The sequence below is a fragment of the Streptomyces sp. NPDC041970 genome, from assembly GCF_055588985.1.
Genome location: NZ_JBVJCD010000078.1, coordinates 1 through 24,012 on the forward strand (window position 1 = coordinate 1; position 24,012 = coordinate 24,012).

At 74.2% G+C, this 24,012-nt stretch carries 17 protein-coding genes and 2 pseudogenes; 5 read left to right on the forward strand and 14 right to left on the reverse strand.

The window, feature by feature from the left end:
- Nucleotides 1-102: pseudogene (locus ACZ6EJ_RS25675) on the forward strand (RidA family protein); the annotation flags it as partial.
- Nucleotides 103-217: 115 nt separating this feature from the next.
- Here the strand turns inward: ACZ6EJ_RS25675 and ACZ6EJ_RS25680 are convergent.
- Nucleotides 218-2,377 (reverse strand): DEAD/DEAH box helicase, encoded by a 2,160-nt coding sequence (locus ACZ6EJ_RS25680; protein ID WP_469270349.1) that lies wholly within the window; start codon nucleotides 2,375-2,377, stop codon nucleotides 218-220.
- A gap of 417 nt (nucleotides 2,378-2,794) precedes the next feature.
- On the opposite strand from ACZ6EJ_RS25680, the gene ACZ6EJ_RS25685 reads away from it, so the two are divergent.
- The gene (locus tag ACZ6EJ_RS25685) at nucleotides 2,795-3,436 is read left to right on the forward strand and encodes a hypothetical protein (protein ID WP_469270351.1); all 642 of its coding nucleotides are present in this window, start codon (nucleotides 2,795-2,797) and stop codon (nucleotides 3,434-3,436) included.
- 94 nt (nucleotides 3,437-3,530) lie between these two features.
- Here ACZ6EJ_RS25685 and ACZ6EJ_RS25690 read toward each other — a convergent pair whose 3' ends face one another.
- The 6 genes from ACZ6EJ_RS25690 to ACZ6EJ_RS25715 all read right to left on the reverse strand — a co-directional run bounded on the left by ACZ6EJ_RS25690 (nucleotide 3,531) and on the right by ACZ6EJ_RS25715 (nucleotide 9,174).
- Complete coding sequence (locus tag ACZ6EJ_RS25690) at nucleotides 3,531-4,118, reverse strand: hypothetical protein (protein ID WP_469270381.1); 588 nt, start codon at nucleotides 4,116-4,118, stop codon at nucleotides 3,531-3,533.
- Nucleotides 4,119-4,207: 89 nt separating this feature from the next.
- Nucleotides 4,208-4,918: a ribonuclease HII gene (locus tag ACZ6EJ_RS25695; protein WP_469270352.1), complete on the reverse strand. Its 711-nt coding sequence runs from the start codon at nucleotides 4,916-4,918 to the stop codon at nucleotides 4,208-4,210.
- Between the two features lie 139 nt (nucleotides 4,919-5,057).
- The gene (locus tag ACZ6EJ_RS25700; protein ID WP_469270353.1) at nucleotides 5,058-6,743 is read right to left on the reverse strand and encodes a DUF4153 domain-containing protein; all 1,686 of its coding nucleotides are present in this window, start codon (nucleotides 6,741-6,743) and stop codon (nucleotides 5,058-5,060) included.
- A 158-nt stretch (nucleotides 6,744-6,901) separates the two neighbouring features.
- Entirely contained in the window at nucleotides 6,902-7,825 is a 924-nt protein-coding gene (locus tag ACZ6EJ_RS25705; RefSeq protein ID WP_469270354.1) for an ADP-ribosylglycohydrolase family protein, read from the reverse strand.
- Between the two features lie 12 nt (nucleotides 7,826-7,837).
- Nucleotides 7,838-8,497, reverse strand: a complete 660-nt coding sequence (locus ACZ6EJ_RS25710) for a histidine phosphatase family protein (RefSeq protein ID WP_469270355.1) — start codon at nucleotides 8,495-8,497, stop codon at nucleotides 7,838-7,840.
- A 71-nt stretch (nucleotides 8,498-8,568) separates the two neighbouring features.
- A complete protein-coding gene (locus tag ACZ6EJ_RS25715) occupies nucleotides 8,569-9,174 on the reverse strand; it encodes a DUF4937 domain-containing protein (protein WP_469270357.1) in 606 nt (201 codons plus the stop codon).
- Between the two features lie 209 nt (nucleotides 9,175-9,383).
- Between ACZ6EJ_RS25715 and ACZ6EJ_RS25720 the strand changes: the two genes are divergently transcribed.
- Entirely contained in the window at nucleotides 9,384-9,920 is a 537-nt protein-coding gene (locus tag ACZ6EJ_RS25720) for a TerD family protein (RefSeq protein WP_469270359.1), read from the forward strand.
- A gap of 88 nt (nucleotides 9,921-10,008) precedes the next feature.
- On the opposite strand, the gene ACZ6EJ_RS25725 is transcribed toward ACZ6EJ_RS25720, so the two are convergent.
- Entirely contained in the window at nucleotides 10,009-12,906 is a 2,898-nt protein-coding gene (locus ACZ6EJ_RS25725) for a vitamin B12-dependent ribonucleotide reductase (protein ID WP_469270365.1), read from the reverse strand.
- A gap of 176 nt (nucleotides 12,907-13,082) precedes the next feature.
- Nucleotides 13,083-13,595: a transcriptional regulator NrdR gene (nrdR, locus tag ACZ6EJ_RS25730; protein ID WP_469270369.1), complete on the reverse strand. Its 513-nt coding sequence runs from the start codon at nucleotides 13,593-13,595 to the stop codon at nucleotides 13,083-13,085.
- A gap of 533 nt (nucleotides 13,596-14,128) precedes the next feature.
- Here nrdR and lexA point away from each other — a divergent pair.
- On the forward strand, nucleotides 14,129-14,926 hold the full coding sequence (lexA, locus tag ACZ6EJ_RS25735) for a transcriptional repressor LexA (RefSeq protein ID WP_469270370.1): 798 nt from the start codon (nucleotides 14,129-14,131) through the stop codon (nucleotides 14,924-14,926).
- A 131-nt stretch (nucleotides 14,927-15,057) separates the two neighbouring features.
- On the opposite strand, the gene ACZ6EJ_RS25740 is transcribed toward lexA, so the two are convergent.
- The 5 genes from ACZ6EJ_RS25740 to ACZ6EJ_RS25760 form a co-directional block, all read right to left on the reverse strand.
- Nucleotides 15,058-17,028 (reverse strand): ATP-dependent DNA helicase, encoded by a 1,971-nt coding sequence (locus ACZ6EJ_RS25740; RefSeq protein WP_469270371.1) that lies wholly within the window; start codon nucleotides 17,026-17,028, stop codon nucleotides 15,058-15,060.
- 38 nt (nucleotides 17,029-17,066) lie between these two features.
- Entirely contained in the window at nucleotides 17,067-18,953 is a 1,887-nt protein-coding gene (locus tag ACZ6EJ_RS25745; protein WP_469270373.1) for an IucA/IucC family protein, read from the reverse strand.
- Between the two features lie 60 nt (nucleotides 18,954-19,013).
- Nucleotides 19,014-19,769, reverse strand: coding sequence for a GNAT family N-acetyltransferase (locus tag ACZ6EJ_RS25750; RefSeq protein WP_469270375.1), 756 nt, complete (start codon nucleotides 19,767-19,769; stop codon nucleotides 19,014-19,016).
- A gap of 83 nt (nucleotides 19,770-19,852) precedes the next feature.
- Nucleotides 19,853-21,733, reverse strand: coding sequence for an IucA/IucC family protein (locus tag ACZ6EJ_RS25755; protein WP_469270377.1), 1,881 nt, complete (start codon nucleotides 21,731-21,733; stop codon nucleotides 19,853-19,855).
- A gap of 29 nt (nucleotides 21,734-21,762) precedes the next feature.
- The gene (locus ACZ6EJ_RS25760; RefSeq protein WP_469270379.1) at nucleotides 21,763-23,154 is read right to left on the reverse strand and encodes a diaminobutyrate--2-oxoglutarate transaminase family protein; all 1,392 of its coding nucleotides are present in this window, start codon (nucleotides 23,152-23,154) and stop codon (nucleotides 21,763-21,765) included.
- 290 nt (nucleotides 23,155-23,444) lie between these two features.
- On the opposite strand from ACZ6EJ_RS25760, the pseudogene ACZ6EJ_RS25765 reads away from it, so the two are divergent.
- Nucleotides 23,445-24,012: pseudogene (locus ACZ6EJ_RS25765) on the forward strand (hypothetical protein); the annotation flags it as partial.

The following is a 24,012-nucleotide window of genomic DNA, read 5'->3' on the forward strand; positions in this document are numbered from 1 at the left end:
CTCGGCATCACCCCCGCCGCCCCCGGCACCCTCATCGGCGTCGCCGCACTCGCCTCACCCGAATACCTCGTCGAGGTCGACGTCACCGCCGTCCTCGACTGACGCACCGCACCGCCGGCTTCGGCGGGCGGCCGTGGTGAACCGCTGGGGTGCGACCGGCTCGGCGTCCTCGACGACGCCGCATCCGGTCGCCCCGCGGGCGCGGCCGACCGGGGCCCTAACCGGCCAGGGCCAGGACGAGCGGGAGCACCTGGTCGGCGCCGGCCTGGCGCAGGAGGCGGGCCCCCACGGCCAGGGTCCACCCGGAATCCGAGAAGTCGTCGACGAGCAGGACCGGGCCGGGGGTGGCGGCCAGGGCGGCGGCGAGCGCGTCGGGAACGGTGAACGAGGCGGCCAGCGAGCGGAGCCGCTGGGCGCTGTTGCTGCGGTGCGCGCCGTACGCGTCGGCCTCCGGGGTGTAGGCCAGGGCTCCCAGCAGCGGGAGCCGGCCGACGCGGGCCACGCCCTCGGCCAGCGAGGCGACCAACTGGGGGCGGGAGCGGGACGGCAGGGCGACGACCCCCACGGGCCGTGCCACCGCGTCGGGCGTGCCGCTCGCCCAGCCGCCCGGTGAACGGGCCCAGTCGGCCACCACGGTCACGACGGCGGCCAGCACATCGTCCGGAACCCGCCCGTCCGCCGCCTGGGCCGCCAGGAGCGGGCGCAGGCGGTTGCCCCAGCCGATGTCCGACAGCCTGCCCAGCGCACGCCCCGTGGCGGCCTGCTGGCCGGCGGGGATGCGGCCCTTGAGGTCCATCCCGACCGCGGCGAGACCGGTGGGCCACATCTTGCGGGGCTCGATCTCGACGCCGGGGCGGTCCAGGTCGCCCTTCGCAGCCGCGAGGGCCCCGGCGGAGACGGCAGGATCGAGCCACGGCCCGGCGCAGTTGTCGCAGCGCCCGCAGGGGATGGCCTTCTCGTCGTCGAGCTGCCGCTGGAGGAACTCCATCCGGCAGCCCGTGGTGGACACGTAGTCCCGCATGGCCTGCTGCTCGGCCTCGCGCTGCCGGGCGACCCACGCGTACCGCTGGGCGTCGTACGCCCACGGTTGCCCTGTCGCGGTCCAGCCCCCCTTCACGCGCCGGACCGCCCCGTCCACGTCCAGGACCTTCAGCATCGTCTCCAGGCGCGAGCGCCGGAGGTCCACCAGCGGCTCCAGCGCCGGCAGCGACAGGGGTCGGCCGGCCTCGGCCAGCACGTCCAGCGTGCGCCGCACCTGCTCCTCCGGCGGGAAGCCCACCGAGGCGAAATAGGCCCAGATCGCCTCGTCCTCCCGGCCCGGCAGCAGCACCACGTCCGCCCGGTCCACGCCGCGCCCGGCGCGCCCCACCTGCTGGTAGTAGGCGATCGGGGAGGAGGGCGAGCCCAGGTGCACCACGAAGCCCAGGTCGGGCTTGTCGAAGCCCATGCCCAACGCCGAGGTGGCCACCAGGGCCTTGACCCGGTTGGCCAGCAGGTCCTCCTCGGCCTGCAACCGGTCGGCGTTCTCCGTCTTTCCGGTGTAGGACGCCACCGGATAGCCGCGCTGCCGCAGGAACGCGGCGACCTCGTCCGCCGCCGCCACCGTCAGGGTGTAGACGATCCCGGAGCCCGGCAGCTCCCCCAGCCGCTCCCCCAGCCACGCCAGCCGGTGCGCCGCGTCGGGCAGCTCCAGGACCCCCAACCGCAGGCTCTCCCGGTCCAGCGGCCCCCGCAGGACCAGGGCGTCCGCGCCGCCCGTGCCCAACTGCTCGGCCACGTCCGCGGTCACCCGCGCGTTCGCGGTCGCCGTCGTGGCCAGGACGGGCACCCCGGCCGGCAGCTCCGCCAGCATCGTCCGCAGCCGGCGGTAGTCCGGCCGGAAGTCATGGCCCCAGTCGGAGATGCAGTGCGCCTCGTCGACCACCAGCAGGCCGGTCGTGGCCGCGAGCCGGGGCAGCACCTGATCGCGGAAGTCCACGGAGTTGAGGCGCTCCGGGCTGACGAGGAGGACGTCGGTCCCGCCGCGCTCGACCTCCCCGTGGATGGCGTCCCACTCCTCCGGGTTGGCCGAGTTGATGGTGCGCGCCCGGATGCCCGCCCGCGCCGCCGCGTCCACCTGGTTGCGCATCAGCGCCAGCAGCGGCGAGATGATCACCGTGGGGCCGGAGCCGCGCCGGCGCAGCAGGGCGGTGGCGACGAAGTACACCGCCGACTTGCCCCAGCCGGTGCGCTGCACCACCAGCGCCCGCCGCCCCTCCTCCACCAGGGCCGCGACCGCCTGCCACTGGTCCTCCCGCAGTCGGGCCGAGCCCTGGGGGGCGCCGACGAGCTCAGCGAGGATGGCATCGGCTTCGGCGCGCAGCTCCGGGTTGTCCATCCCCCCATGCAACCCGACGGCACTGACAATCGGCGAATCGACCCGAGGCGACCGGAGGCCCGCGCGGGGTACGCGTCCGGCCGGGGCGTGCCGCGCGAGGCGCCGAACCTGCCGCGCCCGCCGGGGGCGCGGAGCCGTCCGCGCTGCTGGGGCGGGCCGCGGGGCGGGGGCGTTTCCGCTGGTCCTCGCGGTTCCGGGCGGTCAGGGGGAGTCATCCCCGGCCGACTGGGCAGGGATATGAGTGTCATTCCGGCAGATACCCGTCAACCACAGCAATTGCTCGTTGCCGCCCGCCGGTGGGCCAGGAAGAATCGGAGACGCCCCCGCACAGTTTCTGGTCGGGCCCGGAAGGGCTGTGCCGCGGCGCGCCCTCACTCGACCCAGCCCGCACCGTGGGCGCGTAGCGAAGGGAGGACCGTGACCTTCGGATTCGCCCCGTCCGCAGCCGCTTCCGCGGCGGCGTCCCCGGTTTCCTCGGACCCCGGCAACCGTCTCGCGCGGCTGCTCGAACCGGCCGAGTGGGCCTCGGCGGGCATACCCCTGCTCCGCGACCCCCGCGAGATCGTCAGCGGCCTGCACTCCCGGCACCGGCCGGCGCCCGCGACCGCCGTGGTCGCGGTGCTCGACCACGACGGGCGGCTCATCGCCAGCGCGTCGTTCGCCCGCCGGGGGACGGGGCCCGCCGACGGCTGGGAGTTCCGCAACGCCCTGCTGGCGCACCTTCGCCGGGTCGTCCCGCACGACCTGCGCCGCCGTACCCCGGTCCGTACGGCCGTACTGCTGTACTGCCGCGAGGGCGACGAGCGGTGGACCGAGGAGGACGGCGCGTGGATGTGGGGGCTGCGCGACGCCTGCACGCTGCACGGCCTGCGGTGCGGGGCCTACATCACGCTGACCCGCGGAGGCTGGCAGGTGCTCGGGGAGGGACGGGGCGGACGGCAACCCCACTCCCTGTCCGAGCCCGCCCCCCTGGCCGACACCGCCGCCGACCACGGGCCCGCTCCGTCGCGGACCGGCGGCGGGGCGGCCCAGGCGCTGGGGCGCACGGCGGCCCGCTGAGCCCCCGCACACCACGGTCCGGAGCGGGCGCGGACTCCGCCCCGGACGCTCCGGCGCCCGCGCGGACGGCCGGAACGCCCCAGGGGCGGAGGGGTCAGACGCCCGCGCCCAGCGCGGAGCCGACCACCTGCGGGTCGCCGCAGACGATCAGCAGGGCGGCGGCCCGCTCACGCGCGACGGGCAGGGCGCGCGCGGCGGCCCCGCCGTCGTCGCCGTTGACCGCGACGACGACCACGGGCCGGGAGGCCGCCCGGCCCGCGGCCGAGGCGTCGGCGAAGAAGACGTCGTCGCCCGCGTCGTGCTGGGCCCAGTACGCGGCTTCGCCGAAGGACAGCTCGTGGGCGGCCCACGGGTGCTGCTCACCGGTGGTGAGCACCAGGATGTCGCCCGGCGCGCGACCGGACTCCAGCAGCAGGTCGACCGCGCCCTCGGCCGCGTCGAGCGCGCCGGAGGCCGGGGAGGGGATCAGTTGTACCTGCGGGACGGAGGCCGGCTCCGCCTGCTGCGGGCGGCTCGGCGCGGGGGCGGGGTGCGCGCGCTGCGCCGGGGGCGCGGGACGCGGGGGGCCCGGACGGCCGGGACGCGGTGCGGCCGCGGAACGCGGACCGGGTACGGGACGGGGGGTCGGCGCGGTGCGGCCGGCGGCCGGAGTGACGCGGGGACCCTGGGCGCTCTCGGGAATCTGAGGCTCCTCGAAGAATCAGAGGCATGACGGTGGTCTGTGCTGGGCGCCGAACGCATCGGCGCGGGAGAAGGGGCGCGTGCGCGCGATCAGAAGTCGAAGCCGAGCTGGCCCCCGCTTTCCCGTGCGGCCGCCTCGGCGGAGAAACGGATCTTCTTCAGGTGCTGCCACCGGGGCAGCGCGTCCAGGTACGCCCAGGAGAGGCGGTGGTGGGGCGTGGGCCCCCGCTCCTCCAGCGCGGCCCGGTGCACGGGCGAGGGATATCCCGCGTTCGCGCCGAAGGCGAAGTCGGCGTACTCCTCGCCCGCACCGCCCAGTTCGGCCATCATCCGGTCCCGGCGCACCTTGGCGATCACCGAGGCGGCGGCGACCGCGACGCAGGACTGGTCGCCCTTGATCACGGTGCGGACCTGCCACGGGGCGCCCAGGTAGTCGTGCTTGCCGTCGAGGATGACCGCGTCGGGCCGTACGGGCAGCCCTTCCAGGGCGCGCACGGCGGCGAGCCGGAGCGCGGCGGTCATGCCCAAATCGTCGATCTCCCGCGGGGAGGCGTCGCCCAACGCGTAGGCCGTGACCCAGCTCTCCAGCACGGGCGCCAGCTCGGCGCGCCGCCGGGGGGTCAACAGCTTGGAGTCGGTGAGGCCTTCGGGCGGTCGGCGCAGGCCGGTGACGGCCGCGCACACGGTGACGGGCCCGGCCCACGCACCGCGTCCGACCTCATCGACGCCGGCGACGGTCCTGGCACCGGTGGTGGCGCGAAGCGAGCGCTCGACGGTGTGCGTGGGTGGTTCGTACGGCATGGCGCGAGCCAGCGTACGCCGACTGCCGCGCCGGCGACACCCCAGGGGGTGCTCCGCTTACCGCGAATCCGCCGCGGCGCGTCCTTCGGAGTCCTCGCGGGCGCTGGACCGGCCGTTCCGCGGGTCGGGGGCGACCGGCTCAGTACGGGTCGTAGTCGTCGGGCGTCCGTTCCGTCTCCGGGCCCGAGCAGGCGCGCCCGTCGGCGCCGGCCGGCCGCTTCCGCAGGATCTCCGCGGCGCGCGCCGTCCCCAGGTCGGTGGCGTACCAGGGCGCGTCGGACGCGAGCACCTCGTACTGGATGATCCGCAGCGCGCAGGAGCGTTCCGGCTCGGGCAGCCGGTCCAGGGCCGGTACGGCGTCCGCGGAGAGGTCCTCCAGGTAGTCGAGGTCGATCGAGCCGCGGACGCCGAAGCGCTGGACGTTCTGTTCGGCGACCAGGGCGTCCGGCGAGGCCAGCCCGAAGGCCAGGACGCCGGCCGCCGCGCTGACCGCGACGGCCCGCGGCAGGTGGCGGGCCCCGAGGACCCCGGCCGCCAGGACGAGGAGCAGCACCACCCCGAGCCAGAGTTCCATCGCGGCCACGGATATCCGCAGCCGGGTCAGGCCGTACTCCTCGACGTACAGGTCCATGCGGCGCAGCGCGGAGGCGACGACGACGAGGGTGAGCACGCAGAGGGGGCCGAGCACGGCGCGCACCAGCGTCCGGTCCCGTCGGGCGCCGCGCGGCGCCCAGCGCAGGGCCAGGGCGATCACGAGGAGGGTGAGCAGGGTCGCCCAGAGCAACTGCCAGAAGCCCTGCCGGGCGTACTGCGCGAGGTCGGGCCCGGTCCCGTCCCGCACCGTGCCGTACCCCCCGAGGAGGACGACGAGTTGGAGGGTGACGAACGCGGCGAAGAGCAGGTCGAGCACGATCAGCGGAAGGGCCCACTCCGCCCGCCCTCGGGGGGCGGCGGGCCGCACGGTGATCCGGTCCCAGCGCGTGGGGGCGGCGGCGGTCCGAGCCGCCGCCAGCGCACCGGCCAGCCCCAGCGCGAACAGGAGGCCCCGCCACGGTCCGTCACCGATCGAGACGTCGGGGACCAGGCCGCCCAGCAGTTCGGCGAACGCGGCGTCGGCACTGGCGAAGAGCGTCCCGAAGACCACCAGCAGCACGAGCGCCGCCACCGCGCTGCGCAGGGCGGCGCCCCAGCGCGCACGGGAGCCCCCGGCCCGTTCCCGTACGCCCCGCCAGCCCCAGGCCACGCCGGGGACGACCGAGTCGAGCACGCCCAGCGAGCCGATCAGGACGCCCGGCCACCTCCGGCCCCCGTGCAGGGCGAGCGAGCCGAGCGCGAAGGCCGACACCACGGCGAGGAAGACGGGCCAGCCCGCGTCGCGGAGCGCGGGCACCGCGAGCAGCGCGAGGCCGCCGACCGCCCAGGTCGCGGTCCACGGCCGCAGGCGGCGGCCTGCCGAGCGCGCGGCGAAGAAGGCGGCCAGCGCGGCGGGCACGGCAACGATCAGCAGGTTGAGCCCGAGGCCGTCGCCCAGGAGGAGGGAGCTGAGCACCGCGGTGGCCAGCGCCGACCAGAGGACCGCGGGCCGGATCGGGGAGGGCGCGGCCGGCCGGATCGGGGCCCTGCCGGGCTTCCGGGCGCCGGTCGGCCCCGCGGGGGGCCGCCAGGGATCGCCCGGCCCGCCCGCGGACGGACCCGGCGCGGCGACTGGGCGCGCGACCCCGGCGCCGGGACCGGACGCAGCCCTCACGCGCTCCGGCGGCCGGGGCGCGGCGGCCTGCTCCGGCTCCTCCGGCGTGCCGGTCGCCTCGGACGGCTGATCGGCCACAGGGCCCCCTCCCCCGCCGGACGCGGGCCCGCGCTCGTTCCGGCCTCTCGTGCGGCGCACGCCCTTCGCGGTCGATCAGGGGCGGCGTGGGCCAAAGAGTAGATCCCGAACCCGTGTTCGCGGGCGGGCGGGACGACGCTGTGGCAGGACCGTGACCGTCACGCCCTGCGGCGGGCGGCGGGCGGCGGGGTCAGCCAGCGCGGCGGCTCCTCCGTCCGGGCCAGCCACTCGGCGGGCGGGGCCCCGGCGGCGCCCGAGGCGACGACGCCCCCGACGATGGCGCAGGTCGTGTCGACGTCCCCGCCGGCCTGGGCGGTCACCCAGAACGCCTCCTGGAAGTCCCCGAGGCTCCGGGCGGCCGACCAGAGGGCGAACGGCACGGTGTCGTGGGCGCTGGTCCGGCGGCCGTTGCCCAGGACCGCGGCGACCGTCGCGGCGTCCCGGTAGTCCAGCAGGTCGCGCGCCCGGCGCAGCCCCGCGCCGACGGCGCTGCGCGGGACGAGCGCGATGACGCCGTCGAGGAGGTCCTCGGGGCCCGGCGGCCCGTCCGGGGCGGCGGCGAGCGAGGCGGCCGCGGCCACGGCCATCGCGCCGACGACGGCCTCGCGGTGCTGGTGCGTGGTGTACGAGGAGATCTCGGCCTGGTGGGTGGCCTGCTCCGGATCGTCCGCGTACCAGGCGCCGAGCGGGGCGATGCGCATCGCCGAGCCGTTGCCCCAGGACCCCTGGCCGTTGAACAGCGCGGAAGCCGGCTCCCGCCAGTCGCCGCCCTCCCGGACGAGCCGGAGAAGGCGGTCGACGGCGGGGCCGTAGCCCCTGTCGTCGTCGTGGTGCTCGGCGAAGGAGCGGGCGAGCGCGTCCTGGTCGACGCGGCCGTGCGCGGCGAGCACGGCCAGGACGGAGCAGGCCATCTCGGTGTCGTCGGTCCACCGCCAGGGGCCGGGGGGCAGCTCCCGGCCCCTCAGCAGGGGGTAGTGGGCCGGTGCGAAGAACTGGGAGCCCAGGGCGTCTCCCACGGACAGTCCGCGCAGGCTGGCCAGGGCGCGTTCGAAGCGCCGCTCGGAAGCAGAATCAACGGTCATCGCCCTGCCACTCTATCCGGTGACGCCGTACGGCTCGGGGGTGCGCCAGCGCTGGAACGGCCGGTCGAGGGTGTAGCGGCCGTTCTCGCCGAGGAGCAGCGTCCGGGTCTCGCCGTTGCACGGATTGGAGAGCGATTCGAACTCCGCGACCGACCAGTGGAACCAGCGCATACAGAACAGCCGCATCGTCAGCCCGTGGGTGACCAGCAGGACGTTCTCCGGATGGTCGCCCTCCTCGAAGCTGCGGTGCAGGCTCTCCAGGAAGGCCCCGACCCGGTCGTACACGTCGGCGCCGGACTCCCCCTGGGCGAAGCGGTAGAAGAAGTGGCCGTAGGCGTCCCGGTACGCCTTCTGCAGCCGTACGTCCTCCCGGTCCTGCCAGTTGCCCCAGTCCTGCTCGCGCAGCCGGGGCTCCTCGCGGACCCGGACGCGGGCGGGGTCCAGGCCGAAGGCGCGGAACGTCTCGTGGGTGCGCCGATAGGGCGACACGTAGACGCTGACCCGCTCGTCCCCGAACTGCTCGCGCAACCGCGCCCCGGTCTCCCTGGCCTGCCGCAAACCCCTGGCGGTGAGCCGGAGCGCGTGGTCGGGCTCCCGCTCGTACACGGAGTCGTCGGCGTTGCCCTCGGACTCCCCGTGCCGGACGAGGACGATGCGCTGCGGTCGTGCCATGCCCCGACCCTAGGGCCTGCGGTCGGAGGGCCGCCTGCCGGGCGGCCCCGGACGGCCCGCGCGGGGGCGGATCAGAGCGTCCAGGACGGCTCCAGGTCCACGACGTCGCCTGTCAGCGCGGCCACGTCGGTGTCGGTCTGCGCGCGTGCCGCGAGGCGTTCCGCGCCGTCGGCGCGGTACTTCCCGCGCTCGGCGCTCGACCTCCACAGGGACAGCACCAGGAACTCGTTGCCGGGGGCCTCGCCGAACATCCCGCGCAGCATCCCGGGCGACCCGGCCATCGCCGGGTTCCACACCTGCCGCTGCATCAGCACGAAGTGCTCGGCGCGGTCCTCGTGCACCCGGCTGTGGGCGACGCGGACGACGTCCGCGTCCGCGAAGTGGGGCTCGAAGCCCGTCTTGACGTCGAAGCGGCGCTCGAACAGCGTGACCCTCGCGTCGCGGGCGACGCCGGGCTGCCCGGTCCCCGGCCGGTCGTGCCCGCGGGCCGCGGAGGAGTCGTAGAACACCCGGTTCTCCCAGAACGTGAAGACATGGGCGACGTCGGGGCGCGTTCGGCTCCACCCGCCGCCCTGCCCGGAGAATCCCGGCTCGCCGAGCAGCCCCGCCCACTTCCGCCGCTCCCGCTCGAAACCATGGCGATCCACGACGGAGCAGCGCATCCACGTCACCAACACCGCGCCATCGTACGGCGAGTCGCGCTCCTCCCCCGGCCGGGTCCGGTCCGGGCGGTCCGGGCGCACCGGCGGGGCCGGCCGGCGCGTGGCCCGAATCCGCCCTCGCCCACCGGGGCAGTTGGCTCCGGGGGCCGTTGCGTACATGATCGGGTGGAGCGGGGTATCGGGTGAGGGGACGGCCGACGGGCCGTCGGCGGGAGGGAAGTGAGTTGAGCACTCCTAAGAAGGACATCGACAAGGTCGAGGTACGGGTCAAATGGGACCCGAGCCCGCACGGGGAGGCGGCCAACGACCTCGACATCATCGCGGCGACCTACCCGGCGGCGGAGCCGTACGGAAGCCCCGCCTACCTGGTGCACTTCGACCGCCGGTCCCCGGACGGCACCATCACGCTCAACCGGGACAGCAGGAACGGCCAGGGCTTCGGTTTCGATGAGGTCATGACCATCGAGCTGGACCGGCTGGCGGATTCCTACGGGCGGGTGGTGGTCGGCGTCGCCATCCAGCAGCGCGACGGCCGCAAGACGTTCGGTGACATACGGAACACGGCGATGGACGTCCGCGAGGGCTACACGACCCTCGCGGAGGACGACTTCTCCGGCGTCTCCTGGGCGACGGCGGCGGTCATCGGGGAGTTCGTCCGCGACGCCTCGGGGCTCTGGGGCTTCCGGCCGGCCGTGCGCGGGTTCGACGGCGACCCCGACGCCTTCGCCGCGGTGATGGGGAGCCGGTCCGCCGAGGCCTGATCCGTACCGATCGGTTCCGGCCAACCCGGCGAGCGGACGACGGAAGGGGACCGGCCGTCGGCCGGTCCCCTTCCGTCGGCTACCGACGTCAGCTACAGCCGCTGGTCGAGCCGCAGCCCTCGCAGATGTAGCAGGAGCCGGCGCGCTGCATCTTCGTCCCGCAGGAGAAGCAGAGCGGGGCGTCGGCGCTGATGCCGAGCTGCATCTCGACCAGTTCGGCCGAGGTGTGCGCCGTCGCCGGAGCGGGCTTCTCGGCGGACTCGCGGGGAGCCGCCACCGCCTTCAGCGGCTCGTTCTGCACCGGGGCGGACTGGGCCAGGCTCTCGGCGTCCACGCCGTCCGCCTCGTAGGACGGCTCGTACGAACCGGTGTCCAGGTGGCGCTGGCGCTCCTCGGCCGAGTGGATGCCGAGGGCCGAGCGGGTCTCGAACGGCAGGAAGTCCAGCGCCAGGCGGCGGAAGATGTAGTCGACGATCGACTGCGCCATCCGCACGTCCGGGTCGTCCGTCATGCCGGCCGGCTCGAAGCGCATGTTCGTGAACTTCGAGACGTACGTCTCCAGCGGCACGCCGTACTGCAGGCCGACCGAGACGGCGATGGAGAAGGCGTCCATCATGCCCGCGAGCGTCGAGCCCTGCTTGGACATCTTCAGGAAGACCTCGCCGAGACCGTCGTCCGGGTAGGAGTTGGCGGTCATGTAGCCCTCGGCCCCGCCCACCGTGAAGGAGGTGGTGATGCCGGGGCGGCCCTTGGGGAGGCGCTTGCGGACCGGGCGGTACTCGACGACCTTCTCGACCGCCGTGCGGATGGTCTCCTCGGCCTTCGCGGTGACCGCTTCCTTCTCCTTGTCCTTGGTCTTGGCGGAGAGGGGCTGGCCGACCTTGCAGTTGTCGCGGTAGATCGCGAGCGCCTTGACGCCCATCTTCCACGCCTGGAAGTAGACCTCCTCGACGTCCTCGACGGTGGCCGTCTCGGGCAGGTTCACCGTCTTGGAGAGCGCGCCGGAGATCCACGGCTGGATGGCCGCCATCATCCGGACGTGGCCCATCGCGGAGATGGAACGCTCGCCCATCGCGCAGTCGAAGACGCTGTAGTGCTCGGGCTTGAGGCTCGGGGCGTCGATCACGTTGCCGTGCTCGGCGATGTGGGCGACGATCGCCTCGATCTGCTCCGGCTGGTAGCCGAGGCGGCGCAGCGCCTGCGGGACCGTGCCGTTGACGATCTGCATCGACCCGCCGCCGACCAGCTTCTTGAACTTGACCAGGGCGAGGTCGGGCTCCAGACCGGTGGTGTCGCAGGACATCGCGAGACCGATGGTGCCGGTGGGGGCGATGACCGACGCCTGGGCGTTGCGGAAGCCGTTCCTCGCTCCGAGCCGGAGCACGTCCTGCCAGGCCTCCGTGGCGGCGGCCCAGATCGGCGCGTCCAGGTCGTCGACGTGCACGGCGGCGGCGTTCGCGTCGGAGTGCTGCCTCATGACGCGCTGGTGCGGCTCCGCGTTGCGGGCGTAGCCGTCGTACGCGCCGACGACCGCGGCCAGCTCGGCGGAGCGCTTGTACGAGGTGCCGGTCATCAGCGACGTGATGGCGCCGGCGAGCGCGCGGCCGCCGTCGCTGTCGTAGGCGTGGCCGGTCGCCATCAGCAGGGCGCCGAGGTTGGCGTAGCCGATGCCGAGCTGGCGGTAGGCGCGGGTGTTCTCGCCGATCTTCTCCGTCGGGAAGTCCGCGAAGCAGATCGAGATGTCCATCGCCGTGATGACCAGCTCGACGACCTTGGAGAAGCGCTCGGACTCGAAGGACTGGTGGCCCTCGCCGTCGTCCTTGAGGAACTTCATGAGGTTGAGCGAGGCCAGGTTGCACGAGGTGTTGTCCAGGTGCATGTACTCGCTGCAGGGGTTCGAGCCGTTGATCCGGCCGGATTCCGGGCAGGTGTGCCAGTGGTTGATGGTGTCGTCGTACTGGATGCCGGGGTCGGCGCAGGCCCAGGCCGCTTCGGCCATCTTGCGGAAGAGGCCCTTGGCCTCCACCTCCTCGATGACGTCTCCGGTCATCCGGGCGCGCAGCCCGAACTTCCCGCCGGACTCCACGGCCTTCATGAACTCGTCGTTCACGCGGACGGAGTTGTTGGCGTTCTGGTACTGGACGGACGTGATGTCGTCGCCGCCCAGGTCCATGTCGAAGCCCGCGTCGCGCAGGGCGCGGATCTTCTCCTCCTCCTTCACCTTGGTCTCGATGAAGTTCTCGATGTCGGGGTGGTCGACGTCGAGGATGACCATCTTGGCCGCCCGGCGGGTGGCGCCGCCGGACTTGATCGTCCCGGCGGACGCGTCCGCGCCGCGCATGAAGGAGACCGGGCCGGAGGCGTTGCCGCCGGAGGAGAGCAGCTCCTTGGAGGAGCGGATGCGGGAGAGGTTCAGGCCGGCGCCGGAGCCGCCCTTGAAGATCATGCCCTCTTCCTTGTACCAGTCGAGGATCGACTCCATGGAGTCGTCGACGGACAGGATGAAGCAGGCGGAGACCTGCTGCGGCTGGGGCGTGCCGACGTTGAACCAGACCGGGGAGTTGAAGCTGAAGATCTGGTGCAGGAGGGCGTACGCCAGCTCGTGCTCGAAGATCTCGGCGTCCGCCGGGGAGGCGAAGTAGCCGTGGTCCTCTCCGGCCTTCCGGTACGTCTTCACGATCCGGTCGATGAGCTGCCGCAGACCGGTCTCGCGCTGCGGGGTGCCGACGGCCCCGCGGAAGTACTTGCTGGTGACGATGTTGACCGCGTTCACCGACCAGAAGTCGGGGAACTCGACGCCACGCTGCTCGAAGTTGATCGAGCCGTCGCGCCAATTGGTCATGACGACGTCCCGGCGCTCCCACGCCACCTCGTCGTACGGATGCACGCCGGGAGTGGTGTGAATGCGCTCGATGCGCAGACCCTTGGTCGCCTTGGCACCCTTGGTACGGGAACCTCGCGCCGGGCCGCTCGCCGTCTCTGTCATGCCGCCTCCCATATGTGGGCGAAAACGCCCTGAAGTGCCCAGATCTTCCCAAGCACAGTGTGTGTCCGATGCCCCGGAGGCCGCACACGGCCCCCGAAGGCACATCTCGTGTCGCCCCGCCGCCGGCTCGCGGACACCGGAGTGTCCGCCGACCGGCGCCCAGGGGCGGATACCGCTCAGTCGGCGGCGATGGCGGGCGCGGGGACCTCGGGGGTCCCACCGCTCCCGCGGTCCTCAGCGCGAGGCCGCTGCGCGCGCAGTTCCGCGATGGCGGCCTCGAAGTCTTCCAAAGAATCGAACGCCCGGTACACGGACGCGAAGCGCAGGTACGCGACGAGGTCGAGCTCCTGCAGGGGTCCGAGTATCGCCAGGCCCACGTCGTGGGTGGTCAGCTCGGCGCTGCCGGTGGCGCGCACCGCCTCCTCGACCCGCTGGCCGAGTTTGGCCAGGGCGTCCTCCGTGACGGGCCGCCCCTGGCACGCCTTGCGGACGCCGGAGATGACCTTGGTACGACTGAAGGGCTCGGTCACGCCGCTGCGCTTGACCACCATCAGCGAGCAGGTCTCCACCGTGGTGAAACGGCGGGAGCACTCGGGGCACTGCCGGCGGCGGCGGATCGACGTCCCGTCGTCGGTGGTGCGACTGTCGACGACACGGCTGTCGGGGTGCCTGCAGAAGGGGCAGTGCATCGCTCCGACCCTCCTTCTCACGCACGGCTGAATAGCCCCTTCAGGGCCCTTCGCGGGCCCCTTGGAGGCAGTCCCCAGCATAGGCGATGGCTTGGGCCTTGTTGAACCGAGACCACAACTTCTGGGCGACCTGGACGATCCAACCACTAGATCTAGGGTTGGGCCGGATTCTCGGCCCCGTCGCGTGTCGTGCCCCGCAGGCCGCCGGCGGGCCGGCGCGCGGATGCCGGGCCCGGCGGGCGCCGCCTCGGGGAAGCGCGGGCCAGGGAAGAGGGTACGGGACGGGCGGGGGCGGCGGGGCTCCGGGGCGCGGGGGCGGTTTCCGGCCGCCGGGCGCGGATGGAAGACTGGGGCGCGGGCCCGCCGGAACCTCGGGAAGGACCCGCGCACCGCCCGCTCCGCGCCGCCCATACACCTGCCGGAAGCGGAGCGGCAGTCCTTTATTCGTTTTTCACTCGAACGTGTGTTTGGCGCAACCTTTCGAAAGCTACTACCGTTGTCCAGCTAGGGAGAACATTTCGAGAGGGGCCGACGTGACCACCACCGCAGACAGCGCCGCCATCACCGGCCGGGACCGCCGCTCCCAGAGCCGACTTGAGCCGGTGCGCGCCGTGAACGACGCAGTCATGAACACGGACGGGCCCGAGCCCGCGCGGGCCGCGCGTTCACTGCCCGGCAGGCCGCCCGGCATCAGGGCGGACAGCTCGGGCCTCACCGACCGGCAGCGCCGGGTCATCGAGGTCATCCGCGACTCCGTGCAGCGCCGGGGGTACCCGCCGTCCATGCGGGAGATCGGTCAGGCGGTGGGCCTGTCCAGCACCTCGTCCGTCGCCCATCAACTGATGGCGCTGGAGCGCAAGGGGTTCCTCCGCCGGGACCCGCACCGGCCGCGCGCCTACGAGGTGCGGGGCTCGGACCAGCCCAGCACCCAGCCGACCGACACCACGGGCAAGCCCGCCGCGTCCTACGTCCCGCTGGTGGGCCGCATCGCCGCCGGTGGGCCGATCCTCGCCGAGGAGTCCGTCGAGGACGTCTTCCCGCTCCCCCGCCAGCTCGTCGGTGACGGCGAGCTGTTCGTCCTCAAGGTCGTCGGCGACTCGATGATCGAGGCCGCGATCTGCGACGGCGACTGGGTCACCGTGCGTCGCCAGCCCGTCGCGGAGAACGGCGACATCGTCGCCGCGATGCTCGACGGCGAGGCGACGGTCAAGCGCTTCCGCCGCGAGGACGGCCACGTCTGGCTGCTCCCGCACAACGCCGCGTACCAGCCGATCCCCGGCGACGAGGCGACCATCCTGGGCAAGGTGGTGGCGGTGCTGCGCCGCGTCTGAAGGACAGCGCCGGTCACCGCCCCAGCCCCAGGGACCGACGTCCTGCCGCGACGTCACACCTGGGGCTTCGGTTTGCCCTCCGCGGCCGGGGACGTCTCCCCGGCGCGCGCTCCGCGGCCGGTACGCCCGCTTCAGGCGCCGTCCGCCCTGGCGCGGGCGTCGATGGCGGCCAGCGAGCGGCGCGCCTGGTCGCGGTCGGTCGTGTACCAGAAATCGGGCAGCGAGGCCCGCAGATAGCTGCCGTACCGCGCGTTGGCCAACCGCGGGTCCAGCACGGCGACGACGCCCTTGTCGCCGGTCGCCCGGACGAGCCGGCCCGCGCCCTGGGCCATCAGCAGGGCCGCGTGCGTCGCCGCCACGGCCATGAAGCCGTTGCCGCCCGCCTCCTCGACCGCCTTCTGCCGCGCGCTCATCAGCGGGTCGTCGGGGCGCGGGAAGGGGATGCGGTCCATGACCACCAACTGACAGCTCGGTCCCGGCACGTCCACGCCCTGCCAGAGCGAGAGCGTGCCGAAGAGGCAGGTCTCGGGGTCGGCGGCGAAATTCTTGATCAGCTCGCCCAGCGTCTCCTCGCCCTGGAGCAGGATCGGCCTGTCCATGCGGCCGCGCAGCTCCTCGGCCGCCGCCTTGGCCGCCCGCATCGACGAGAACAACCCCAGCGTGCGTCCGCCGGCCGCTTCCACCAGCTCCGTCAGCTCGTCCAGCATGTCCGTGCGCGACCCCTCGCGCCCCGGTGTGGCCAGATGGCGGGCGACGTAGAGGATGCCCTGCTTCGGGTAGTCGAACGGGGAGCCGACGTCCAGCCCCTTCCACTGCGGGACCTCCTCGCCCGCCGTGCCCTCGGGGGCCAGCCCGAGGGACGCGCCCACGCCGTTGAAGTCCCCGCCGAGCTTGAGGGTGGCCGAGGTGAGCACCACGGACCGCTCGGCGAAGAGCTTCTCGCGCAGCAGGCCGGAGACGGAGAGCGGCGCCACCCGGACGGAGGCCCCGAACCGGTCGTGCTGCTCGTACCAGACGACGTCGTACTCCGAGCCCTGCGCGATGCGCTCGGCGACGCCGTGGATCGACTCGACCGAGGCCAGGGCCTGCTTGCGGACGGCGTCCTCGTCCTGGACCGACTTGTCGCGGGTGGCGCCCATCGCGGAGATCACCGTGCGCGCCGCGTCCCGCAGCGCCGCCAGGGCGTTCCCCAGGTCTTCGGGCACCTCCTCCAGCCGGCCCGGAAGCGCCAGCTCCATCACCCGCTCGAACCCCTCGGCGGCGGTCTGCAGGGCGTCGGCCGCCTTCTCGTTGACCAGCTTCGCCGCGCGGCGGACCGCCCGGTTGACCTGGGCGGGGGTCAGCTCCCCGGTGGCCACGCCGGTGACGCGGGAGACCAGCTCATGGGCCTCGTCCACGATCAGCACCTCGTGCTGCGGCAGCACCGGGGCGCCCTCGATGGCGTCGATGGCGAGCAGCGCGTGGTTGGTGACGACCACGTCCGCGAGCTTGGCGCGCTCGCGGGCCGCCTCCGCGAAGCACTCGGCGCCGTACGCGCACTTCGTCGCGCCCAGGCACTCGCGCGAGGAGACCGAGACCTGGGCCCAGGCCCGGTCCGAGACGCCGGGGGACAGGTCGTCCCGGTCCCCGCTCTCCGTCTCGTCCGACCAGTCCCGCAGCCGCAGCAGGTCCTGCCCCAGCTTGCTGGAGGGGGCCGCCGCCTCGAACTGGTCGAAAAGGCCCTCCTCCTCGTCCTGCGGGACCCCCTCGTGGAGCCGGTGCAGGCAGAGGTAGTTGGACCGGCCCTTGAGCATGGCGTACTGCGGACGCCGGCGCAGCAGCGGATGCAGGGCGTCGACCGTACGCGGAAGGTCCCGCTCCACGAGCTGCCGCTGGAGGGCGAGGGTCGCCGTGGCCACGACGACGCGCTCGCCGTGCGCCAGGGCCGGCACCAGGTAGCCGAGCGACTTGCCCGTACCGGTGCCGGCCTGGACGAGCAGGTGGGATTGGTCGTCGACGGCCTCGGCGACGGCTTCGGCCATGGTGACCTGGCCGGGCCTTTCCGTACCGCCGACGGCGGCGACGGCGGCGTGCAGGAGCTCGGGGAGGGATGGCTTCGTCATAGCCCGACCACCCTACGGCGCACCACTGACAACGGCGATCACTCCCGGCCGCCGGCAGCCGGATGCAGGGGGTTCGGGACCGTGCCGTGGATCGCCGCGTGGGGGCGCTCGGGGCGGTCCCGGTAGCCGTCCACGTGCAGACGGTTGCGGTTGAGACAGAGGCGCTCGATCTCCGGGGTGAGCATGTCGAACATCGCGAACCGCTCCTTCAGCTCCGGGAAGCGGGCGTGGTGGCGCAGGATCTCCGCCCGGACGAGTGACCAGAACTCGTCCTCGCCGACGCCGAGCTGCTCCTCGCACAGCGGGGAGAGGAAGCGGAAGACGCCGACGAAGAGGCCGGAGTGGATGAACTGGGTGAGGAAGGACGGCTCCTCGGTGAGCAGGACGGCGCGCACCTCCTCGGGCATGGTGGCGTGCTCCGGCAGCGGGCGGGCGCTGACGTTCACGTCGTCCACGAAGTCCTTGATGGCGAGCCGCACGGGCACGTCGTTCCCGTCGAAGACGACGATGGCGTTCTCGCCGTGCGGGGAGAAGACGGTGCCGTAGCGGTAGAGGAAGTGGAGCAGGGGCGGCAGCAGGGCGTCGAACAGCCGGGTGAGCCAGGCGGCCGGGCTCAGTCCGGACCGTTCGACCAGCTCCGCGGTGAACGAGCGGCCCGCCGGGTCGGTGTGCAGGAGCGAGGCGAGCGTGCGGGCCCGCTCGCCCGGCGCGAGGAGGGGCGGCAGGGGCTCGCGCCAGATCGCGCCGAGGATCTCCTTGTACTGGTACGGCGCTTCAGGGAGGTGGTCGTAGAGCGGGTGCTCCACGGTCACGGAGGCGACCTCGCCGAGCAGGATGACCCGGCAGGTGTCGCGGAGGAACGGGTCGTCGGCGCAGAGCCCCTGCACCCAGGCGGTGACCGCCGGCGCGGCGAGGGTCCGTTCGGTCGGCAGGCCCCGCCAGACGAGGGTGTTGAGGATGGACAGCGGCAGCTTCACGGTGTGCCGCCGCGGGTGCTCCACGTTGGCGAAGGTGCGGATCGACTGCTGCGGGAGCCGGGCGTCGCCGTCGGTGTGCAGGGCCACGATGTCGCCGGCGGCGATGGCCGGGGCGAAGAGCGGAACGATCCATTCGTCCCACTGCCAGGGGTGTACGGGGAGGTAGAGGTAGTCGGCCGGGTCGAGCCCGCGGGCCCGCAGCTCCGCGCCGAAGGCGGCCCGCACGGGCGGGTCCAGCTCCTCGGCGTAGAGGTGGTCGGGGGAGGTGAGGCGGCCCACGCCCCGGTACCGCGCGATGCGGGTGCTGACCGCGAGCCACGGGAGCCGGAGAGGGCGGCGGGCCTCGGGGGTGAAGCGGGCCGTGTCGGCGGCGGCGAAGCCGAGCCGGCCCTTGCTGGCCACCAGCCAGGGGTGGCCCGTCTGGTGGCCTTCCAGCTCCGCGTAGTCCAGGGCGGCCAGTCGGTCCGCGGTGAGCGCGGTGTGGTCGAGGCGGGCGTCGGCGCAGAGGGTCAGGGTCAGCTCGCGGATGAGGTGGCCGAGCGTGGCGCCGTCGAGCCCGAGGAGTCCGCGGGCGCGGGTGAGGAAGCGCAGGGGGTCGCGGAACGGGCGGGGGCCGGCGGGCGGGGCGTCGACGCGGGCGGCGGGCGGTGCGGGCACGGCCGGGGGCCGCTCGGTCACCTCGATCGATTCGGGGTCGACGCGCCAACTGTCGTACACGCCTCGGCGGGCCCGGAAGGCGAGCACTCCCCCGTCGTCCAGGGTCAGCCGGTGGAGTCCCTCGGAGCCGGGCTGCGGGACGGGCTCGACGATCCTCTCGTAGGCGAACTCACCGAGCATCTTGGCGAGCAGCCGTGCCGCGGCCCGGTCCCAGACCTGCTGGTTCAGCTCCGGGGGGCTGAACAACCTCGGGGACTCGACTGCGTCACGGCTCACGGGATATGTCGGCACGGGGACTCCTCCGGAGGGAACCTATGAGGTTCGAGCGGTGTGGACGGTGCGGCGAGATGGTCACAGGCGGGCTCGGTGCGCTCGGTCGCGGATCATCAGCGCGGCGCGTTTGCCGGGGAGGTCCACTTCGGCGGAGAAACGGAAGCCGGCGCTGAGGAACGCGGATACGGACGGGGTGTTGCGCAGGTCCGGCTCGGCCACGACCCGTCCGCACTGCGGAAGGTGGTCCAGGACGAGGTCGGCGACGGCGCGGAGCAGAGCGGCGCCCACCCCCCGGCCCCGGTTGCCCACGCCTCCGATGAGGAGGTGGACGCCGGTGTCGTGGGGGCGGGCGGGGTAGTGGCGGGCCAGGGGGTCGAGGTCGGCGCGGTAGATCTCCCAGTAGCTCATGGGGGCGCCGTCGAGCACGCCCAGGCAGGGGATGCTGCGGCCGTCCCCTTCGAGCTGCGGCCTCAGATGGTCGGCGGTGGCGGACTCGGGCCCGGCCAGCTCCCAGAACGCGGTCACGGCCGGGTCGTTCATCCAGCGGCTGATGACGACCAGATCCCGCTCCAGCCGGACCGGGACCAACCGGAACGCCCCGACGCGGGTGGCCGCGGGCGGCCACGCGCCCGGATCGCCCAGCAGTTCGCCGCGGGCGGGCGGTCGGGCGTCCGCGACGCCCCGCGGCTCCGCGGCCCGCTCCTCGGCGACCAGGGCGAGCAGTTCCTCGGTGAGCTTCAGGTCGAGGGTGTCCTCGACGCCGGAGCCTCCGCTTCCGCCGGCGGGCGGCGCGGCGGGGGCGTGGTTCTCCGGTAAGGCGTCGGCGGGAGGCACGGCGGCGCTCTCCTCTCTGGACCGGGGGCGGCCGGTGGGCGTTCCCGGCGCGGGTGCGGCCGGGGTCGCTCGGATGCGGGCGGTCAGGCGTGCAGGGGGTTGGCGATGGTGACGTAGACGGACTGGGTGTCGACCGGCCCGACCAGCTCGTCGAGGCCGTGCAGCCGGGTCAGCAGGTTGGCCTTGCAGCGCAGTCGGCGGTTCTCCAGGAGGTACGCGGGCAGGGGCGAGCCCAGCTCCGCGGTCTCGGTGAGGAAGCGGCGCAGGACGGTGAGGAGTTCGCCCTCGTCGGCGAGGTGCTGGGCCCCGAACGCGCCGATCAGGCCGAGGACGTTGTTGATGCCGAGGTAGTAGGCGAACCGCTCGTCGGTGACCGGGTCGGAGACGAACGTGTCGCTGAGGGCGCCGATGCCGGGGAGCCGTTGCTCCAGCTCGGCGCGGCGCGAGTCGCGGAAGTAGTAGCCCTGGTTGTCCCGGTAGCGTCCGCCGCTGGGCCAGCCGTCCCGGTCGAGCAGGACCAGGGTGTTCTGCTGGTGGGCTTCGAGCGCGACGCCCGCGTGGGCGTCGAGCCAGAGGACCGGGCGCACGACGCGGTCCAGGTAGCGGCGGAACCACTCGGCGGAGACGGCGTGCGGGGAGCGTCCGGTGCGCGCGGCCAGGCGGGAGACGGTCTCGGCGAGCCGGGAGCACAGGGTGGGCCGACCCGGCCGGGGGCGCTGCGCGGTGAGTCCGGCGACGCAGGCTGCGTCGTCGCGGGGGCCGAAGGGGTTGTGGCGGATCATCACGTCCAGCCCGGCGACGGGGACGCCCTCGGGGTCGTCGGCGGCGAGCCAGGCGGGGTCCCGGACGATGTCGAAGCCGGGGTGCTCCCGCTGCCAGCGCTCGGCCAGGCCGGTGGAGAGCAGGCGGTGGACCTCGACGCCCCGGTGCAGCTCCTTGCGGAGGTTCTCCCGGCGGGAGTTGGTGATGCGCACGCCGAGGGAGAGCTTGAGCATCATCCGCGCACCGGGCCGGTGCACGGTGCGGACGGAGGAGGTGGGGTGCCAGCGTTCGCCGTGCGGGCCGAGGTCGTGCAGCAGCCCGGATTCCGCGAGGGCCAGGACCTGGGGGCGGTGGAGCAGGTCGGCGGCCTGCCAGGGGTGCAGGGGGACGGCGGCCGTGCCCGGAGGCAGCCGCAGCCCGGCGGCGTACGGGGCGAGGAGCTGCTCGGCGGTGGCCGGGCCGCCCTCGGTCCACGCGGAGTCGGTGGCGACCAGGGTGCGGTCGATGGCGAACCAGTGGAGCGGGAAGGCCCCGTGCAGTTCCGGGGAGTAGCGCTGGGACTCCGCGTCGGAGAGCCCTTCGCGGCTCTTGGGGGTGGGGTGGAGGGGGTGGCCGAGCAGGAGTGACTGCTCGGCGGTGAGGAACGGGTCGCTCCCCTCCGGGTCCGCCGGGCGACGCCGCCGCTGGTCGATGAAGTCCGCCGTGCGGCGTACGGAGTCGGCCACGCGGGCGACCAGGTCGGCGGACCCGTGGCGGCCGCCCTCGCGGCCGATGAGCGCGGCGACAGTGACGGCGTCGGCGGGCGGGGCGTCCGCGGGGGCGCTGTCGAGGACGGGTGCGCCGAAGCGGTGCGCCCCGGTCGGGGACCAGTAGCGGACGGGGACGAGCAGGGCCGTGCCGCTGGCGGGGAAGGCCAGGCGCAGGACGCCGCCGTCGGGGCGGGCGACCTCCGTCTCGCGGGCCCAGCAGCGCAGCAGGCTCTCGGCGCCCGCCGCGTCGGCGGCCCGCCGCGGGTCGGGGTCGTCGAGCGGGTCGGGGGCGCCGTGCGGGTGCGCGGGCGGCGGGGTGTCGGCGCCGCAGCGGCGCACGGCCTTCTGGCGGGGCACGGTCGTCGCCTCGGCCGTGCCGGGGGCGGGTGCGTCCTGCCCCCGGTGCTGGGGGTTGCCGGGGTTCTCGGTCTCGGGCGCGGGGGTGGGGTTCACGGGGTTCTTCCTCGGGGGGGTGTGCGGGGTCAGGTGGTCGGCCCTGCGGTCCGGCGGTCCGGCGAGCGTTCCGCGGCCGCCAGCGCGTCGGCGAGGCGGTCGATGACGGCGTCCGCCTGTTCGTCGGTGAGGGTGAGGGGCGGCAGGAGGCGGACGACGGCTCCGTGCCGGCCGCCCAGTTCGACGATGAGTCCCCGGTCCAGGCACTCCTGCTGGACGGCGCGGGCGAAGGCCGGGTCCGGCGGCGGTGCGGGGTCGTGGTCGCCGGCCTCGGCGGGCAGGGGTGCGCTCTCGGGGTCCACCAGTTCCAGGCCGATCATCAGTCCGCGCCCCCGCACGTCGCCGATCCCCGCGTGGTGCCCCCGCAGCTCCCTCAGCCGGGCGAGCATCCGGCCCCCCAGGACGGCCGCGCGGTCCGCCAGCCGGTTCTCCCTGACGTACGCGAGCGTGGCCGCGCCCGCCGCCATGGCTAGCTGGTTGCCACGGAACGTACCCGCGTGCGCCCCCGGCTGCCAGAGGTCCAGCTCGGATCGGTAGACGATGACGGCGAGCGGGAGGGACCCGCCGATCGCCTTGGAGAGGACCATGACGTCCGGCACGACGCCGCTGTGCTCGACGGCCCAGAAGGCGCCGGTCCTGCCCACCCCCGTCTGCACCTCGTCCGCGATGAGCGGGATGGAGCGGTCCTCGGTGATCCGGCGCATCCGGCGCAGCCACGCGTCGGGGGCGGGGTGGACGCCGCCCTCGCCCTGGACCGGTTCCACGATCATCCCGGCGGGGGCGGGCACCCCGCCCTTGCGGTCGTCCAGCAGGTGCTCGGTCCAGCGGGCGGCGAGGGCGGCGCCGCGCTCGCCGCCGGCGCCGAACGGGCAGCGGTAGTCCTGCGGGAAGGGCAGCCGCGTCACCCGGACGTCGGTCGCCCCGCCGGACGCCTCCAGCGCCCCGGCGGTCATGCCGTGGTACGCGCCGGTGAACGCCAGCAGCCCGGTGCGTCCGGTCGCGGTGCGGACCAGCTTCAGCGCGGCCTCGACGGCGTCCGTGCCGGCGGGGCCGCAGAACTGGATGCGGGCGTTGTCGGCGAACGCGCGGGGCAGGGTGGCGAACAGCTCGGTCGTGAAGGCGTCCTTGACCGGGGTGGCGAGGTCCAGCACGTGCAGCGGCGCCCCGGAGTCGAGGACCTCGCGGATGGCTTCGAGGACGACCGGGTGGTTGTGCCCGAGCGCCAGGGTGCCCGCGCCCGACAGGCAATCGAGGTAGCGCCGTCCGTCCGCGCCCTCGATGGTGAGCCCGCGGGCCCGCACCGGGACGATGGGCAGCGACCGCGCGTAGGTGCGGGCCGCCGATTCGCGCAGCGACTGCCGTCGGAGGATGCCCTCGTGGGCGGGGGGCGGTGCCACCGGAGCGGGTTCGGTCACGGCCACGGTCGGTGTTCCTCCTGCGGTGACGGCGCGTCGCACGTCGGTACGGTCGCGCGGGCGGAGTGCGCGCGTGGACGCTGTCGGGTGTCCCCCGTCCGTACCAACGACGTCGGTCACGATGGAGCACGGGTGATCCGGGACATCCTCGCGGTGGCGGAACCGCGGACCTGCCTCCTGCCGTCACCAACGGCACCGGCATAGTGGGGGCCGCGCCGCGGGCCCGAGCAGCCACGCTCCGCGCCCGCCGAGGCGGCACCGGACCACGAGTGACGACGTCCCAGGGGGATGACCAGATGCGACCCATGCGCCCGACCGACACCGCACGCCGCGGGAGGCGTGCCCGGCGCACGCCCTCCGGCGCGCTCGCCGCGACGGCCGTCGCCGCCGTGCTGGCGCTCACCGCCACCGCCTGCGGTCCCGAGGAGGACAGCGCGGGCCCCGCCGCGCCGACCGCGTCGGCGCAGACGCCCGCGGGCGGCGGGGTCACCGTCCCGGACGATCTCAAGAACAAGCTCAAGGAGCACGGGATCGACCCGGACAAGTGGCGGGACGGCGCGTGGAAGGACTGGGACAAGGACACGTGGCTGCGTGAGGCCAAGGACTTCGTCAACCCGGTCATCGCCGGCCTCTGGGACCCGGACCGGATGCGGAAGGCCGACAAGCACCCGGAGAACCCGGTCGACGAGGACGTCTCCGGCGACGCCGGCGTGACCGACCCGACTCCGGTCCCGGTCCGGGCCGCCGGGGGGGGGGAGGCGGGCCGGGGAGTCGACCTTGACTGTGTGGTCGTCGACGGTGGCGGTGGCGCCGGTGCCGGGGGAGGAGGCGAAACCGGTCGCCCCGGCGAGGGAGAGGCCGCGT

Coding starts and splice junctions, on each gene's coding strand:
- ACZ6EJ_RS25680 (WP_469270349.1), bottom strand. CDS start 2,377: ATGGACAACCCGGAGCTGCGCGCCGAAGCCGATGCCATCCTCGCTGAG.
- ACZ6EJ_RS25695 (WP_469270352.1), bottom strand. CDS start 4,918: ATGCCGTACGAACCACCCACGCACACCGTCGAGCGCTCGCTTCGCGCC.
- ACZ6EJ_RS25705 (WP_469270354.1), bottom strand. CDS start 7,825: ATGACCGTTGATTCTGCTTCCGAGCGGCGCTTCGAACGCGCCCTGGCC.
- ACZ6EJ_RS25710 (WP_469270355.1), bottom strand. CDS start 8,497: ATGGCACGACCGCAGCGCATCGTCCTCGTCCGGCACGGGGAGTCCGAG.
- ACZ6EJ_RS25725 (WP_469270365.1), bottom strand. CDS start 12,906: ATGACAGAGACGGCGAGCGGCCCGGCGCGAGGTTCCCGTACCAAGGGT.
- nrdR (WP_469270369.1), bottom strand. CDS start 13,595: ATGCACTGCCCCTTCTGCAGGCACCCCGACAGCCGTGTCGTCGACAGT.
- ACZ6EJ_RS25740 (WP_469270371.1), bottom strand. CDS start 17,028: ATGACGAAGCCATCCCTCCCCGAGCTCCTGCACGCCGCCGTCGCCGCC.